The sequence below is a fragment of the Micromonospora sp. NPDC051006 genome (assembly GCF_044456245.1).
GTDB lineage: Bacteria > Actinomycetota > Actinomycetes > Mycobacteriales > Micromonosporaceae > Micromonospora.
In genome coordinates this window covers 143170-158338 of the sequence record NZ_JBITFP010000014.1, presented here as the reverse complement: position 1 = coordinate 158338, position 15169 = coordinate 143170, and the positions used below count along the sequence as shown (strand labels likewise).

The window sequence follows — 15169 nt, the reverse complement described above, 5'->3', positions numbered from 1 at the left end:
GCCGCTCGGCGGGCCGGGCCGCCCGGCCGGGCTCGACCAGCCCGGCCAGGCGCTGGGCCGTTCCCGCGACGGACCGTAGCCGGCTGGCCAGCCAGCTACGCGGGCGTCGGCGCGGCGGCACCGCCGGTCTCCAGGTCCAGACCCTCGTACCGCAGGGTCAGCGTGGCGATGGCGATCTCCTGGCCCAGCGTGTTCAGCGCGGCACCGCGCCACCCGGTCGGCCAGGCGTTGATCAGGTTCCAGCGCAGCACCTCGGCGGTGCCCGCCGCGTCGAGCAGGACGATCGAGACGTTGCGCCGGCTCACCACGCCCTTCGCCACCGCGTGCACCCAGTCCCAGAGCTCCCGCGACGGGGTCAGCCCGAAGTGCAGCGTCACTGGCTCGTACTCCACCTGGCCCGGCACCATCCGGATCCGGTCCGTGCCGTGTTCCCGGTACGGCACGCCCGGGATGTTCATCTCCAGGCCGCTGATCTCGGTGAAGTGTCCGTTGGTCACACCGTTGACCAGCAGCCGGAAGTTGTACGCCCGGTACGGGTCGACCGGGGCGCCCGGTTGCGGGGTGGCCGTGGTCGGCATGTCAGCCTCCGATCGTCTCGGTCTCGGTGCCGCCGGCCCACTGGCTCAGCTTGAACACCACGAACTCCGCGGGCTTCACCACCGCGACGCCGATGTGCGCCACCACCATCCCGGCGTCCCGCACCTCCGGCGGGTTGGTCTCCTCGTCGCACTTGACGAAGAACGCCTCCTCGGCGGTACGGCCCAGCAGCGCGCCGTCGCGCCACACCCGGGTCAGGAAGGCGCCGATGTCGCGGCGAATCGAGCGCCAGAGCGAGAAGTCGTTCGGCTCGAACACCATCCACCGGGTGCCGTTGGCGATGGCCTGCTCGATGGCGATGGAGAGCCGGCGCACGTTCAGGTAGCGCCACTCGCTGGCCTCCGCGGCGAGGGTACGCGCGCCCCACACCCGGATCCCCTCGCCGGCGAAGTAACGGATCACGTTGACGCCCTTGGGGTTCAGCACGTCGTGCTCCGGCCGGGTGACCAGGTACGCCAGGTCGACCGCGCCGCGTACCGGCTCGTTGGCCGGCGCCTTGTGCACACCGCGCAGCGCGTCGGTGCGGGCCCAGATGCCAGCCATGTGCCCGCTCGGCGGGGTGAGCACCAGCTCCCCGTCGAGCGGGTCGCGGACCCGCAGCCACGGGTAGTAGAAGGCGCCGAACTCGGACTGCCGCGGCCGGTACGCCGCCGGGCCGGCCTCAGCGGAGCCGCCGGAGCCGCCGCCCGAGCCCTCCCCCGGCTTCGGTGGCTTGCCCGGCGGCGGGGTGGCGACCCGGGTCAGCGCCGAGACGTCCTCGACGTCCGGGGCCGGGTCGCAGATGGCGACCATGGTGCGCAGCCGCTCGGCCATGCTGAGCAGCGCGTCGTGCGAGACCGGGTCGTGGAAACCGGGGGCGGCGACGATGGAGATCTCGTCGACCGCCTCCAACAGTTGCAGGCCGCCGCGGCGCTGCCCGGTGCCGGTGACCGCGCCACCGTCGCCGACGTTGACCACCCAGCACCGGGTGCCGCCGTTGTCCAGGAAGCCGAAGACCGCCCGCGCCAGCGGGGTGCTCTCCAACTGCTCCCCGTCGGCGTAGAGCCGCAGGAAGTCCGACCAGTTGTTGACCGGCAACGCCTTGCCCAGGTGCGCGCCCCGGTCGGGGGCGACGCCGACGAAGGCGGCGGTGCTGGTGCCGGCCGGTCCGATCGGGCGGGCGCCGCTGGGCACCTCCTCGACGTAGATGCCGGGGGAGAAGTAGCTGGGCATCGGTCCTCCTGAAGCGGGTCGGGTCAGCGGGGCGGTGGCGCGCAGACGATGACGATGTCGGGCTCGGCGGGGTCGACCTCGGCGGTGAGCACCTGCCCCCGGCCGGTCAGTCGCAGCAGCACCGGGCCGGGGCGCTGCGGGTCGTGCGGGACGCCGACGACCCGGAACCGGCCGCCGGCGTCGGTGGACGTGACGTACGCCGTGCCCGGCACCTCGACCCGCATCGCGGCCAGCGGTTGGTCCTCCGGGCCGACCACCCGGCCGGTGAAGCTGAGTTGCCCCAGCTGCCGCAGCCGCAGCGTGCGCAGCACCGGCGGCGCCGCCGGCGTCGGGTGGGTGACCTGCGCCGGCACGTCGATCAGCAGCGCCGGGCGGGGGCCCGCGCCGAACGCCGCCCAGAGACGGGGGTCGCCGGCCTCCAGCAGCACCGCGTACTCGCCGCCGCTGGTCGCCGCGGTGAGTACCTGGTCCAGCGCCGGCAGGCCGGCCGGGCCGCCGGCCCAGAGCAGGTGGCGGACCGTGAACCGGTAAGGCTCGCGGACCGCGCCGCTGCTGCGGGTCTGCCGGGACGCCCGCAGTTCCAGCGGCCAGAGGGTCAGTACGCCGGCGTCGTCGGCCGGCCGGGGCGGGCCGATCGGGACGGGTTGCCCCGCCGCCGTGGCCAGCCAGGCGGCCAGTTCGGCGGTGGCCGTCTCGATCGGTCCGCGCCCGTCGGTGCTCATCGCGGTGGGGTCCCCTGGATCCGGTAGGCGATGGCCTCGTTCCACACGTGCGGGTAGACGCCGATCTCGAAGTAGCGGGTGAACCGGTTGATTGGCGCGTTGCTGTGGTCGTGGTAGAGCAGCCACACCGGCGCGATGGTGAAGAGCACGTAGTTCGCCAGCACCAGCGGGATGTAGAGCGGGCCGAGCAGCCGGGCCTGGAAGATGTGCACGTCCTCGTGGCGCTGGATGCCCGGGCCCGAACCGGCGCAGACCGTGCCGATCGTGGTGGCGTAGCGCGGTGAGACGCCCTGCACCACGTTGACCCGGCAGCTGTGCTGCGAGGTGGCCCGGTCTAGCGAGTGCCCGAAGACCAGGTGCGCGGCCAGGTAGACGGCCCCGACCGCCGTGTTGAGCAGGCTCCAGGTGTGGTCGACCACGAAGAGGAAGACACCGCGGGCGTCCGGGCCGTACACCCGGGCGGCGGCCACCGCCCAGCCGAAGGGCGCGCCGACCAGCAGGCCCACGACGGCGCCGATCAGCAGCCCGATCGGGCCGCCGGCCCACACGCCGAACGCCGCACCGAGCAGTACGTGCACCGCCGCGCTGACGATTCCGAAGACCATGACCACACCCCCTAGACCCAGGACCGGATGATGCGCGGCTCGCGGCCCTGCGCCACCTGCGTCGGCGACGCCTGCGTCGGCTGCCGGTTGCCGGGCGGGAGCTGGTTGATGCCGAGGGCGGCGGAGAAGATGACCAGCCCGTTGAAGAACGCGATGATCCACTTTTCGGCACCGGCGTCGGTGGCGAACGCCGCCGTGAGGTAGGACAGGACGAGCGCGATGCCGATCGCTATCCACTTGCGTGCCTTGTCGCCGCTCGGGCCGATCAACCCGCCGATGACGTTGGTGGCCAGCAGCGTCGCGGCGCTCGCGCCGGTCAGGCTGCCGAGTGCGGCCCAGGTGAAGAGATCGTTCACGGCGATCCCCCCTTCGGTTGTGCGGTGGTGCCGGGGTGTGGTGATGCGTACCGACGGCCCGCACGGGTCGCCGGTGCCGGCCCGGCCACCGGACGGGGCCGGATCGGCGGGGGCGCCGCGGGCCGCTCAGCCGGAGCCCGGCGGGTTGGCCGGCGTGGCGCCCGGTGCGGCCGGGCTGCCGGGTGGTGGTGGCGCGGAGCCGGACGGTTGCCCGGGCACCGTCGGCCCAGCGGAGGCGGGCGCCGCCGGCCGCGAGCGCCGCAGCAGCAGGACGACCACGACGGCGAGCAGAAGCAGGATCACCACGCCGCCGACGACCAGCAGCCAGGGGAAGCCGCTCCCGTCGCCGCTACCGCCCGTCGGCGAGGCCGGCGCGCGCGGCGGCGCCTCGGCGAGCGCACGCAGTTCGGCCGGCTTCTCCTGGTTCGCGTCGACCTTCCAGCTGACCGAGCGCCCGTTGACCGTGCCGTTGGTGTCGAGCACCCGCCCGGGAAAGGTCACCGAAATCTCGAACGACATCAACCGCAGAAAAGCCTGCTGGTTCTGCGGATTCTGTTCGGCCACTTTCCCGCCGTATTTCTGCGGATCGAGCGGCAGGGTGAAGCGATAAAGATCGTCCTCGCGGACCAGTTTCACGCTCTCGCTGTTGAAAACGCTCAGCGCGGTCTTCCGATAGGTGATCTGGGATCCGTAGAGCTTCGCGTCCTCGTAGCGGCTCTCCTCGCCCGGCGGTAGCGCCGGGATGTTCTGGCGCAGCTCGGCGAAGCCGGCCTCGACGGTCATCTTCCGCGCGGTGAGCAGGGACTTCTGCGCGGTGAGCAGGAGTTGGCCGTCGACGGTGTCGTCGGCGTTCACGGTCAGCCCCATGTTGAGCTGCATACAGCCACTCAGGGCGGCCACCAGAGCGAGACACACCGCGACGCGGAGTGCCCTGCCGCGGCTGAATCTCGTATTCATGGAACGAGTGTGTGTGATCGCTATCACGTCAGCAGTCAGTGATCGGTCACAACCCGGTCGCCGATCTTACCCAGGAGCTGTCACGTTCGGCTGAGGCCGAAAATCGGCGAAATCGATATCCTGAGGGATTGCTCATCCTCGCCCCGCTCCAAACGGATCGAGGTCGGCGGCCGACTGTGACTAGGCTGCGCCCATGATGGTGATCTCGTGCGTCCTGTTGGTGGACCCGGACGGGCGGCTGCTGCTGCAACTGCGCGACGGACACGCGGCCTACCACCCCAACGTGTGGGGCCTGCCGGGCGGGCACGCCGAGGCGGGAGAGACCGCGGAACAGGCCGCGGAGCGTGAGCTGTGGGAGGAGACCGGCCTGCGACCCGAACAGGGGCTGCGCCTCTTCGCCCGCCAGGAACTGCCGGAGCAGGGCCGGGTGAAGCACTACTTCTGCGCGCCCACCCGGGCCCGGCAGCGGGACGTGGTGCTCGGCGAGGGGGCGGCCATCCTCTTCGTACCGGCCGCCGAGCTGCTCGACGGGCGGCCGTACACCCCGGGCACCGCCGAGGTGCTGGCCCGCTTCCTCGGCTCGCCCGAGTATCCCCGGCTGGTCACGGCGGCCGCCGGCTGATCCGACGCCCGCCGCTCACCCCTGGGCGGCGGTCGGCGGCTGCCAGTCGGCGTAGCGGGCCATGCCGCGCAGCGCGGCGCGGGCCGGGGTGAGCCGCAGCAGGGTGTCGCGCGCCGCGATGGCCAGCGGGTTGCGCAGCTGCTGACCGTAGCGGCCGGTCCGGTGGGCGGCCCGGGCGATCGCCTGGCTGCGCGGCCGGCGCTGCCGGTCGTACGCGGCCAACGCCGCCGGCACCCCGTCGGCCCCGCCGGCGCACACCGCGCCGAGCACCACCGCGTCCTCGATCGCCTGGCAGGCCCCCTGGCCCAGGTTGGGCGTCATCGCGTGCGCGGCGTCGCCGAGCAGCGCCACCCGCCCCCGCACGTACGACGGCAGCGGGGTGGCCAGGTGCAGGATGTCGTTGCGCAGCACCGCGCCGGGCGGGGTGGCGGCCAGCAGCGCCGGGATCGGGTCGTGCCAGCCGCCGAAGTGCTCCCGGACGGCCACCAGCTCGTCCGCGGCCCGCCCGCCGGGCGGCGCCTTGACCGCGCCGTACCAGTAGACCTGGCCGTCGCCGAGCGGCACCATGCCGAACTCCGCGCCCGGCCCCCAGCTGATCGCCGCCGGCAGCGGCGCCGGCCACTCGATCGCGGCCCGCCAGGCGGTCGAGCCGGCGTACGCCGGTGGCGGTGACTGCGGCCAGAGCCGGGCGCGCACCGCGCTGTTCAGGCCGTCCGCGCCCACCACCAGGTCGGCGCGGAGCGTCTGGGGGGCGCCGTCGCGGCGGTAGCGGATCCCGGCGTCGGCGGGGCCGGTGACGACGTCGAGTACCTCGGCGCTGGTGCGCAGGGCGTCGGGCGGCAGCGCCTCGCGCAGCAGGCGGTGCAGGGTGGTCCGGTGGATGCCGAGCGCGGTGGTGCCGAGCAGGCGGGCCATCTGCGCGCCGTCCACCCGGGAGAGCCAGCGCCCGGTTGAGGTGCGGATCCCGCCCGGCGTCTCGGCGTGGCCGTCCCGGCGTACCGCCGGGCCGAGCCCGAGCGCGTCCAGCCCGCGCAGCGCGTTCGCCATCAGGGTCAGCCCGGCGCCGACCTCGCGCGGTTCGGCGGCGCGTTCGCAGACCGTGACCCGCCAACCACCTCGATGCAGGGCCAGGGCGGCGGCGAGGCCACCGATCCCGCCACCGACCACCACCGCGTGCGGGTCACCCATGTCGACCACCCTTCTACGTCTGTAGAAAGGCATACTACATCCGTAGAACGCGACGGAGGAGGGCGTGTGGCCGGGCGGACGAACCGGGTGGCGGTGCTGGCCGACGCGGCCATCGAGCTGCTCGCCGAGGGAGGCATGCGAGCCCTCACCCACCGTGCCGTCGACGCCCGGGCCGGCCTGCCGCTCGGCACCACGTCGGCCTACCTGCGCACCCGGCAGGCGTTGATCGAGGCCGTGGTCCGACGCCTGGTCGACCTCGACCAGGCTGACCTGGCCGCCGGTGACCTACCCACCGGCCCGCCGCCGGTGGTGCCCGGGCCGCCGCTGCGCCCGGCCGACCTCGACAAGCTCGCCGTCGGCATCGCCGAGGTGCTGGACCGCTGGCTCACCGCCGGGCGCACCCGCACCCTGGCCCGGTACGCCTGCCTGATCGAGGCGGTGCACCGCCCGGAGCTGCGGTCGATCCTGGCCCCCGGCACCCTGCTGCGCGAGCAGGCCCGCGACCTGCTCGCCCGAGCCGGGGCGGCGGACCCGCGCCGACAGGGCGACCAGTTCGTCGCGTTCGTCGACGGGCTGCTATTCGACCGGCTGGTCGGCGCGGGTGCGCTGAGCGCCCCGGCACCGGGCAGCCCGGAGAGCCGGGCCGACCTGACCGCCGCGGTACGCACCCTGCTGCACGCCTTCGCCGCCGGATAGCAGACGATCACCTGTGGCGACGCAGTGGCGAGGAGGACGGCGATGAACCGGTGGGGCTGGCCGCGGGTCGCCGCCGGCCGGCTGCGGCACGGCTGGCGACCGGTGCTGGAGGCGACTCTGGCCGCGACCGTCGCCTGGGTGCTCGCCACCCGGCTGGTCGGGCACCCGGAGCCCTTCTTCGCCCCGGCCGCCGCGTTGATCGTCCTCGGCCAGGCCCGGGGACAGCGGCTGCGCCGCGCAGTCGAGGTGGTGCTCGGGGTGGCCGGCGGCGTGCTCGTGGCCGACCTGGTGGTCCAGGCGCTCGGCCCCGGCAGCACCTGGACGGTCTTCACTGTCATCCTGCTCACCGTCACCCTCGCCGCGGCGGTCGGCGCGACCGGTGTCAGCCTGGTGCAGGCGGCGGTCTCCGCGCTCTACCTGGTGGTGATCGCGCCGCCCACCGAGTCGCTGGTGCCGTTCCGGTTCGTCGACGCTCTGATCGGCGGCGCGGTCGCCCTCGCCGCCAGCCAACTGGTCGACGCCCGGCGACCGCTGGCCCCGCTGGTCGCCGAGGTCCGCAGCACCTTCGACGAGCTGGCCGGGGTGCTGGCCGGCATCGCCGACGCGCTGGACCGGCACGACGAGCCGGCCGCCGTGGCCGCGCTGCAGCAGGCCCGGGGGATGGACGCCCGGGTGAACCGGCTGCGCGACGGGGTACTCGCCGCCGGGGAGGCGCTCTGGCTGAACCTGCGGCGGCGACGGCACATCGGCCGGCTCCGCTCGGTGGACAGCTCGATCCGCCAGATCGACTACGCGGTACGCAACGTCCGGGTGCTCGCCCGGGCCGGGGTGACCCTGAGCCGGCTGCCGGCGCCGGCGCCCGCCGACCTCGGTGTGGCGCTGCGCTCGCTGGCCGAGGCGGTCCGCTCCGCCGGGGAGGCGCTCGCCGCCGACCTGGAGGGCCGCGACGAGATCGCCGACGGGCACGCCGCGCGGGCCGACGAGGCGGCGCTGGCCGCGGTGCGTACCGCGGGAGGGCTCTTCACCCCGGGCCGGACGCTGCCGCTCGTCATGATCATCGGGCAGGTCCGGGCGACCGCCATCGACCTGCTGCGGGGCGTCGCCGTCGACGACGACGCCGCCGTGCTGGGCCGGGTCGACCAGTCCCTGGGCCTGCCGCCGGTCTGACCCCGCACCGCCCTGGCGCTCAGGGCAGGGTGTCGAGCCAGGCGACAGCGGCCTCGCGGATCTCCGTGGGGACCTCGTGGCCGCCGGTGAACTCCTGGTAGGCCACGTCGTAGCCGAGCTCGTGCAGCCGGGGGACCAACCGGCGGCTGCACACGTCCACCGGCAGCACCCGGTCGTCCACCCCGTGCGACACGAAGACCCGGGGCTGGCCGTGGGTGACCAGCGGCGCGGCGAAGCCGGGGGAGAAGGCCACCACCCCGGTCACCAGGTCACCGTTGGTCAGCCCGAGCGAGAGGGCGTACGACGCGCCGTCGGAGAATCCGCCGAGCACCACGTCCCGGACGGGGTAGCCGGCGTAGACCGACGTCAGCAGGGAGTCGATGCGCCGCACGTCCGTCCCGAACCCCTCCACGATCATGTCCCAGCTGCTCGCCGCGGCCTGCGGCGCGACCAGCAGCAGGTGGTGCGCGTCGGCGAGCGGGAGCAGCAGGTCCAGCCCCTGCCGCGCCGACCCGCCGGCCCCGTGCAGCAACACCACGACCCGGTAGGGCTGGTCGCCGGCCGGCGCCGGGGCGTACAGCAGGGCGAACGGCTCACCGTCGGGGCCGGTCATCGGCACCAGGCCGGCGGTGGCCGGGCCGACCGGTGGCGCGGGTCGGGCGGTGAGTCGGCCGTGCCGGGACTGCTCCTCCGGCTCCCGGTGCGGCGGCGCGGGTTCGGACACGGGTGACCGCTCCTCGCTGTCGGCGGGGTGTGCGCGGCGGTTACCCGGCCGACCGCCGGTTAACCGCCGTCACCCGGGCGCGTCGGGAGCCGGTCAACCGCCGTCACCCCGGCCCGCCGACAGCCGGTCAATCACCGTCACGCGGGCCCGCCGCTCGCGGCGGTGCGAGCGCCGGCGGCTCGGCGGTGGCCTGAGCGGCCGGCCGGATCAGGCGCTGTCGCGGGGGATCAGGGCGGAGGGGAAGAGGGTCACCGGCGGGGCCGGCCGCCGCTCGAGCACCGCCTCCGCGGCGGCGGCGGCGATCCGCCCGACCGGGTGGCTCGCGGTGGTCAGCGCGGGCGTGCTCAGCTCGGCGAGTGGGATGTCGTCGAAGCCGGCCACCGCGATGTCGCCGGGCACCTGACATCCGCGCTGCCGCAGGCCGGCGATCACCCCGAGCGCGGTCGTGTCGCTGGCCGCGTAGATGGCGTCGGTGTCCGGCCAGCGCTCCAGGATCTCGCGGGCGGCCTCCCGGCCGCGGGCCGCGCTGAAGTCGCCGGGCACCAGGCGCACCGGCAGCCCGGCCTCGCGGGCCAGCCCGCGGTAGGCGCGCACCGAGCGCCCGGCGCAGATCAGCCACCGGGGGCCGGTGACCATCGCGATCCGCCGCCGGCCGGTGGCGTAGAGATGGCGCAGCACCTGCGTCGCGCCGGCGCCGTTGTCGATGTCGTAGGCGGGCACCGTCGGCGAGCCGATGCCGATGGACACGACCCGCCCGCGCAGTGACCGGGGCACCGCGTCGAGCACCGGCTTGGTGGTGTTGACCAGCACCATGCCGCGGATCCCCCGGTCGGCGGTCAGCCGGCGCAGCGTCTGCGGGGCGTGCCGGGGCAGCCAGTGCAGCGTCACCCCGAGCCCGTGCGGGGTGCAGACCCGGGCGGCGGCGGCCACCACCCGGTCCAGGTAGGGGTCGTCGAGGACGGCGGCGGTGGTGCCGACGACGGCCACGGCCAGCCGGACCCCGGAGCCGCGCACCAGTGCCCGGGCGGCCGGGTCGGGCACGTAGCCGAGCTGGTCGGCCGCGGCGGCGACCCGGTCACGCGCGGCCGGCGAGGCGGAGCCGGTGCCGGCGAGCACCCGGGACGCCGTCGAGCGCGAGAGCCCGGCAACCCGGGCGACGTCCTCCAGGGTGGCCGGTCGCGTTGCCGGTGCGGTCATGACGTCCTCCCCAACTCCCATCACGGGTGCCGGTGGGCATCATCTCCCGTGGGTGTGACGAAAGGTAAGGGGCGGGACCGGGTTGTCGTGAGAGCGCTCTCAGGTGTGCGATCGTCCGGAGAGCCGTAACGAGGAGAGGAACCGCCCGCGTGAGCGCCGCCACCACATCGCCCGTCGACCCGGCGAGCCCGCCAGCCGTACCCCGGACGGTGCGCACCGCCCGGACGGCCGTCGCCGTCGTGTTCGCCCTCAACGGGCTGGCCGTGGCCACCTGGTTCTCCCGGGTGCCGGCGGCCCGTGAGGAGCTGGGGCTCAGCGCCGGACAGCTCGGCCTGCTGCTGCTGGCCCTGTCAGCCGGCGCGCTGCTCGCGATGCCCACCGCCGGGCTGCTCAGCCAGTGGCTCGGCGCGGCCCGCACGGTGATGTTCGCCACCGGGCTGGTCGCGCTCGGACTGGTCGTCGCCGGGCTGGCCGCCGGGCTCGCCGGCTCGACCGTCGGCGTCGCGGTGGGCCTCTTCGCCTTCGGCTACGGCTCCGGCAGCTGTGACGTCGCGATGAACGTCGAGGGTGCGACGGTCGAGCGGCGCCTGGGCCGTACGATCATGCCCCGCTTCCATGCCGCCTGGAGCCTCGGCTCGGTGGCCGGGGCGGGCCTCGGCGCCGGGGCGGCCCGGCTCGGCGTGCCGGTCGACGCTCACCTGGCCGCCATCGCGGCGCTGGTGCTGCTCGGCACGCTGGCCGGCGCCCGGCACTTCCTGCCGCCCGCCGAGACCGGGCCGGCGGCGACGCCGGCCGGCGGACGGCGGGACCTGCTCGCCGCCTGGCGGGAGCCGCGCACCCTGCTGGTCGGCCTGCTGGTCCTGGTGATGGCGTTCACCGAGGGCAGCGCGAACGACTGGCTGGCGGTCGCCTTCATCGACGGTCGCGACCTCAGCGAGGCGGCCGGCGCGGCCGTGTTCGGCGTCTTCGTGCTGGGCATGACCATCGGCCGCACCGCCGGCACCGTCGCGCTGGACCGGTGGGGACGGGTGCCCGTGCTGATCGGCACGATCCTGCTGGCCACCCTCGGCGCGCTGCTGGCCATCCTGGCCGGCTCGGGGCCGGTGGCGATCGCCGGGGTAGCCCTCTGGGGGTTGGGCGCGTCGCTCGGCTTCCCGGTCGGAATGAGCGCGGCCGCCGACGAGGAGGAGAAGGCGGCGGCCCGGGTCAGCGTGGTGGCGGTGATCGGTTACACCGCGTTCCTCGGCGGCCCGCCGCTGCTCGGGATGCTCGGCGACCGGGTGGGCACCCTGCACGCACTGCTCGTGGTGCCGCTGCTGCTGGTGCCGACCCTGGCGCTGGTGCCGGCGCTGCGCCCGGTGCGTCCAGTGAAACAAAGCTAACCCGGATCGGCGTCCGGCGGTATCGGGTGCGCGGCCGACTGCGCCGCACACCGCCGCTGGCTAGGGTCGCCGGATGCCAATCGACGAGATCACCGCGGCCTCCGCGGGCGCCTGGACTCTGGGCGACCGCACCGTCAACCGGATGGGCTTCGGCTCGATGCGGATCACCGCCGACCCGGACCGCGAACACGCCGTGGCGGTGCTACGACGGGCGGTCGAGCTCGGCGTGAACCACATCGACACCGCCGCGTTCTACGTCTCGCCCGGCGGCACGCTGCGGGTCGGCAGCGGGCCGGCCCGGTACGCCACCGAGCTGATCCGTGCCGCGCTCGCCCCGTACCCCGAGGAGTTGGTGATCGCCACGAAGGTCGGACCCGGGTACGACCCGGCGACCGGCTTCCAGGAGGCGCGCACCCCCGCCCAGCTGCGCGCCCAGGTCGAGGAGAACCTGCGCCGGCTCGGCCGGGACCACCTCGACCTGGTGAACCTGCGGATGTACCGCGGCCCCGCCGCGGCCCCGCTGGCCGAGCGGTTCGGCGTCCTGGCCGAGCTGCGCGACGCCGGGCTGATCCGGCACCTGGGGCTGTCCAACGTCCGCCCCGAACACCTCGAGGAGGTACGCGACATCGCCCCGGTGGTCTGCGTGCAGAACGCGTACGGGGTGGACTCCTACCGGGAGGACGACGCATTCGTGCGGCTCTGCGGCGAGCGCGGGATCGCGTACGTGCCGTTCTTCGCGCTGGCTGGTACGCGCCGGGAGGCGGGCGCGACGGCCGAGACGAACGAGGCGGTGCTCGCCGTGGCCCGCGCCCACGGCGTCACCGCGCACCAGGTGCGGCTGGCCTGGACCCTGCACCAGGGGCCGCACGTGCTGGCCATTCCCGGCACCGGAAACCCGGCCCACCTGACGGCCAACATCGCCGCCGCCGCGCTCCGGCTCACCAGCGACGACCTGGCCCGTCTCGGCTGACCGGTCCGGCACACGCACGCTCCGGCCGGGCCCCGGCTCGCCCGGCCGGAGCGGTGTGCGGACGCCCACGTCCCGAGTGGCCACTAGTCGCGCAGCCAGATCCGCAGCGGCCCGGTGCGGGTGAAGCCGACCCGCAGGGCCGGGTCGAGGTCGGGCCCGGACTCGTAGCCGACCAGCGGGACCCCGGGCCGGGCCGCGCAGACGCCGGCCCAGATCTCGGCCAGGTCGACGCCGGTGGCGAAGACGTTGGAGACGCCGGTCTCGGTGCCGCTGCGGTTGAGCACCGCGCCGCCGGCCACCGAGCCGTCGGCCGCGTGCCGGGCGAGCACGGTCACCCGCGGGTCGGCCAGCAGCGGCGGCCGGAACAGCTCGCCCCCGCCGTGCGCGGCGGCCCAGGTGGTCAGTTCCTGCGCCGAGGTGACCGGGGTCAGCGGTGCGGCGGCAGGGGCGGCGCTCGGCGGCCGGTGGATCCATTCGGCGGCGAAGAGCACCCGGAAGCCGTACGGCCCGAGGTCGAGGTCGGCGAAGCTGTCCTTCACGGACGCGCCGGGGCCGGCGTCGATGCGGTCCAGCAGGGTGTCGGCGGCCACGCCGGGTCGCAGGGTCACCGCGTCCGGGTACCAGGGTGGGGAGCGCCGCGGCACCGACCAGGCGTCCGGGTCGACGCGGCCCGTCAGGCCGTGGCTGGCGCAGACGATGTCGCACCACTCGGCGTTGTTTCGCGCCCCCATCCGCGCCCCCGACACGGCCTGACCCTAGCCCGGCCGGCCGGGGTCGTCCTCCGCGACCCGTCCGGGTGGTCCCGGCCCGCTCGGCCGGTGCGGTGCGCGGGCGGTCAGCGCGCTCCCATGCCGCTCGCAGCGGATTTCCAGCAAACGGTGCTGCACTGGGGGGAAGGTCGAGGAGAGGAGTCGGGCATGGGCTGGTTCAACCGGCGGTCCCGCGGCACCGAAGGGACCCCGACGAAGCTGGACCGGGAGGCGACCCGGGACGATCTCGCCGCGCTGGAGGAGTTCGTCGCCTCCCGGCAGGGAGTGGAGTTCTACCTGGAGCCGGAGACCACCGCCACCGACACCACCGTGGTGGCGATCGCCCACGACGGCGAGTGGATCCGCCGCCGCACCGGCTCGCCGCGGGCGGCGGCCGCCATCGCCCGCCGGCGCGCGGTTCCGCTGTACGAGGCCGCCCGCACCGGTTACCCGGAGCGCATGCGCGCCTGGAACCGGGCCCACCCGGAGCGGCGGGCCCGCTGACCGCGCCGGCCCCGCCGTGGGTCAGCCGGCGTCGACGGCCGCCCGGGTCTGCTCCAGGGTCATCGGTTCGCCGTGGCTGGAGACGTACCAGTGGTAGTCGTCGTCGAGCAGCCGGTTCACCAGCGCGAGGTCGAGACCGTCGTCGGGCCGGCGCAGGTGCGCCGGTGGTGGGTAGTAGGAGTCGCCGAGCAGCATGACGCCGGAGTCGGGCACCAGCACCACGGTCGAGTCCGGCGCGTGCCCGCCGCCGACGTGCTGTAGCCGTACTCCGACCGGTAGGTCGCAGGTGTCGGCGAAGGTGCGGGTCGGCGGCAGCACCGTGAAGTCTTCCCACGAGTCGACGGCGAACGCCCGGGCCCGGAAGCTCGGCGCGAGTCGCGGATTGTCCCGGACCTGCTCGCGCAGGTAGCGGTGGCTCCACGGTCGAGCCGCCTCCGCGCGGAGCAGCTCGGCGCCGGCGACGTGGCCCACGATCTCCACCTCCGGCCAGGCGCAGGCGCCCCAGACGTGGTCCCAGTGATGGTGGGTGTAGACCAGCCAGCGCGGCGGCGGCAGCCCGGCCGCCGCCAGCGCGGCGCGGATCTCGCGGGCGTGCGCCGGGCTCTGGCCCGCGTCGATCATCACACTGCCGCGTTCGTCGGCCACCACGGCGACGCCGGCCTGGACGGCGCCGGGGTCCGGATCGCCGGGGCAGATCCAGACACGGCCGGCGAGATGGTGGAACTGCATGGCGATGATGCCGTCATCCCCCGTTTCAGGTCGGGCCGATCACTCGGCGACCGGCCCGATGCTAGCCGGACGATTGGCGACCCCCGCTCCCGCCAGCCATTCCGCCCGGCCGGCCCGCCTGCGCGGCCCCTCGCTCTGCTTCAGCGCAGGCAACGAAAAGGCGCCGCCACTGTCGCCTCTGCTGAAGCAGAGCAAAGGGCGCGTGGCATTGATCCCGGGCATCGTCCGAACTGGACGGCGCGCTCAGCCGATCGTTGTTGATCGATGGCTGGCGTGGGTGTCGAGCGGCCGGGGGCGGCGTTGACCGGCGCTGGAGAGGTGTGGCAGCATTCGCGGCCTGACGGCAGTGAAGGAAGCCGGTGCGATTCCGGCGCGGTCCCGCCACTGTCACCGGGGAGCGATCCCCCCTCGTGAGTCACGGCCGTGCGTGCACGGTTGGAAGGCCGGGGGTGAGCGTCGATCTGGGAGCCAGGATACTTCGGCCGTCGGGATGTGCCCCAGGGCGTGGACACCCGAGGAGGACCCGATGACGCACCGCGTCTGCATTGCCGATGAGATCCGCCGCGACCGGCCCGGACGCGCCAACGCGCCCACGATGAGCCGCGCCGGCGTACCCACGATCAGCCGCACCGGCACGCTGCCGCCCGGCCGGGCCACCGAGCCCGCAGCCGGCCGCACCGCCCGCTGAGTTCCGCGCCGCGCCGCCCGGCGACACCGGCCCGTCGCCGGTGAACCGGGCGCCCGCTCGCCGCATTCGCTGAACCCGCGCCCACCCGCCCCGCCCGACCGCCG

Annotated in this window: 18 protein-coding genes and 1 riboswitch; of the genes, 7 read left to right on the top strand and 11 right to left on the bottom strand. The window is 74.9% G+C overall.

Features of this window, described 5'->3' with window-relative positions; genetic code table 11:
• Positions 1–95 precede the first annotated feature (95 nt).
• The 6 genes from ACIBBA_RS21605 to ACIBBA_RS21580 form a co-directional block, all read right to left on the bottom strand.
• Positions 96–578: a phage tail protein gene (locus tag ACIBBA_RS21605; protein WP_350876417.1), complete on the bottom strand. Its 483-nt coding sequence runs from the start codon at positions 576–578 to the stop codon at positions 96–98.
• Between the two features lies 1 nt (position 579).
• Complete coding sequence (locus ACIBBA_RS21600; protein ID WP_396699681.1) at positions 580–1809, bottom strand: phage tail sheath family protein; 1230 nt, start codon at positions 1807–1809, stop codon at positions 580–582.
• Between the two features lie 23 nt (positions 1810–1832).
• Positions 1833–2531: a carboxypeptidase-like regulatory domain-containing protein gene (locus ACIBBA_RS21595; protein ID WP_396699679.1), complete on the bottom strand. Its 699-nt coding sequence runs from the start codon at positions 2529–2531 to the stop codon at positions 1833–1835.
• Positions 2528–3136, bottom strand: coding sequence for a glycine zipper family protein (locus ACIBBA_RS21590; protein WP_350876412.1), 609 nt, complete (start codon positions 3134–3136; stop codon positions 2528–2530). The genes ACIBBA_RS21595 and ACIBBA_RS21590 overlap by 4 nt, the downstream gene beginning before the upstream one ends.
• Before the next feature lie 11 nt (positions 3137–3147).
• The gene (locus tag ACIBBA_RS21585; protein ID WP_350876410.1) at positions 3148–3492 is read right to left on the bottom strand and encodes a hypothetical protein; all 345 of its coding nucleotides are present in this window, start codon (positions 3490–3492) and stop codon (positions 3148–3150) included.
• Positions 3493–3618: 126 nt separating this feature from the next.
• Positions 3619–4359, bottom strand: a complete 741-nt coding sequence (locus ACIBBA_RS21580) for an LppM family (lipo)protein (protein ID WP_396699676.1) — start codon at positions 4357–4359, stop codon at positions 3619–3621.
• Between the two features lie 283 nt (positions 4360–4642).
• Here ACIBBA_RS21580 and ACIBBA_RS21575 point away from each other — a divergent pair, with 283 nt between their 5' ends.
• Positions 4643–5071, top strand: a complete 429-nt coding sequence (locus ACIBBA_RS21575) for an NUDIX domain-containing protein (protein ID WP_396699674.1) — start codon at positions 4643–4645, stop codon at positions 5069–5071.
• A gap of 15 nt (positions 5072–5086) precedes the next feature.
• Here the strand turns inward: ACIBBA_RS21575 and ACIBBA_RS21570 are convergent, their stop codons facing one another.
• Positions 5087–6259, bottom strand: a complete 1173-nt coding sequence (locus ACIBBA_RS21570) for an FAD-dependent monooxygenase (protein ID WP_396699672.1) — start codon at positions 6257–6259, stop codon at positions 5087–5089.
• Between the two features lie 66 nt (positions 6260–6325).
• Between ACIBBA_RS21570 and ACIBBA_RS21565 the strand changes: the two genes are divergently transcribed.
• Both ACIBBA_RS21565 and ACIBBA_RS21560 read left to right on the top strand, forming a co-directional pair.
• Entirely contained in the window at positions 6326–6955 is a 630-nt protein-coding gene (locus tag ACIBBA_RS21565; RefSeq protein WP_396699670.1) for a TetR/AcrR family transcriptional regulator, read from the top strand.
• 42 nt (positions 6956–6997) lie between these two features.
• The gene (locus ACIBBA_RS21560) at positions 6998–8122 is read left to right on the top strand and encodes an aromatic acid exporter family protein (protein ID WP_396699668.1); all 1125 of its coding nucleotides are present in this window, start codon (positions 6998–7000) and stop codon (positions 8120–8122) included.
• A gap of 19 nt (positions 8123–8141) precedes the next feature.
• Here ACIBBA_RS21560 and ACIBBA_RS21555 read toward each other — a convergent pair whose 3' ends face one another.
• Together ACIBBA_RS21555 and ACIBBA_RS21550 are read right to left on the bottom strand one after the other, a co-directional pair.
• Positions 8142–8846 carry an alpha/beta hydrolase gene (locus tag ACIBBA_RS21555; protein WP_396699666.1) on the bottom strand — a complete coding sequence of 235 codons (705 nt, stop codon included), beginning with the start codon at positions 8844–8846 and terminating at the stop codon, positions 8142–8144.
• Between the two features lie 207 nt (positions 8847–9053).
• Positions 9054–10043 (bottom strand): LacI family DNA-binding transcriptional regulator, encoded by a 990-nt coding sequence (locus ACIBBA_RS21550; RefSeq protein ID WP_396699664.1) that lies wholly within the window; start codon positions 10041–10043, stop codon positions 9054–9056.
• A gap of 149 nt (positions 10044–10192) precedes the next feature.
• On the opposite strand from ACIBBA_RS21550, the gene ACIBBA_RS21545 reads away from it, so the two are divergent.
• Together ACIBBA_RS21545 and ACIBBA_RS21540 are read left to right on the top strand one after the other, a co-directional pair.
• Positions 10193–11425 (top strand): MFS transporter, encoded by a 1233-nt coding sequence (locus tag ACIBBA_RS21545; protein WP_396699662.1) that lies wholly within the window; start codon positions 10193–10195, stop codon positions 11423–11425.
• A gap of 73 nt (positions 11426–11498) precedes the next feature.
• Positions 11499–12395, top strand: coding sequence for an aldo/keto reductase (locus ACIBBA_RS21540; protein ID WP_396699660.1), 897 nt, complete (start codon positions 11499–11501; stop codon positions 12393–12395).
• An 83-nt stretch (positions 12396–12478) separates the two neighbouring features.
• Here the strand turns inward: ACIBBA_RS21540 and ACIBBA_RS21535 are convergent, their stop codons facing one another.
• Positions 12479–13141, bottom strand: coding sequence for a hypothetical protein (locus tag ACIBBA_RS21535; protein WP_396699658.1), 663 nt, complete (start codon positions 13139–13141; stop codon positions 12479–12481).
• 171 nt (positions 13142–13312) lie between these two features.
• Here ACIBBA_RS21535 and ACIBBA_RS21530 point away from each other — a divergent pair, with 171 nt between their 5' ends.
• Positions 13313–13648 (top strand): hypothetical protein, encoded by a 336-nt coding sequence (locus ACIBBA_RS21530; protein ID WP_357059194.1) that lies wholly within the window; start codon positions 13313–13315, stop codon positions 13646–13648.
• 21 nt (positions 13649–13669) lie between these two features.
• Here ACIBBA_RS21530 and ACIBBA_RS21525 read toward each other — a convergent pair whose 3' ends face one another.
• On the bottom strand, positions 13670–14377 hold the full coding sequence (locus tag ACIBBA_RS21525; protein ID WP_396699655.1) for an MBL fold metallo-hydrolase: 708 nt from the start codon (positions 14375–14377) through the stop codon (positions 13670–13672).
• A 349-nt stretch (positions 14378–14726) separates the two neighbouring features.
• A riboswitch (cobalamin riboswitch) is annotated at positions 14727–14856 on the top strand.
• Between the two features lie 47 nt (positions 14857–14903).
• Here ACIBBA_RS21525 and ACIBBA_RS21520 point away from each other — a divergent pair.
• Complete coding sequence (locus ACIBBA_RS21520) at positions 14904–15065, top strand: hypothetical protein (protein ID WP_396699653.1); 162 nt, start codon at positions 14904–14906, stop codon at positions 15063–15065.
• Positions 15066–15169: the final 104 nt, after the last annotated feature.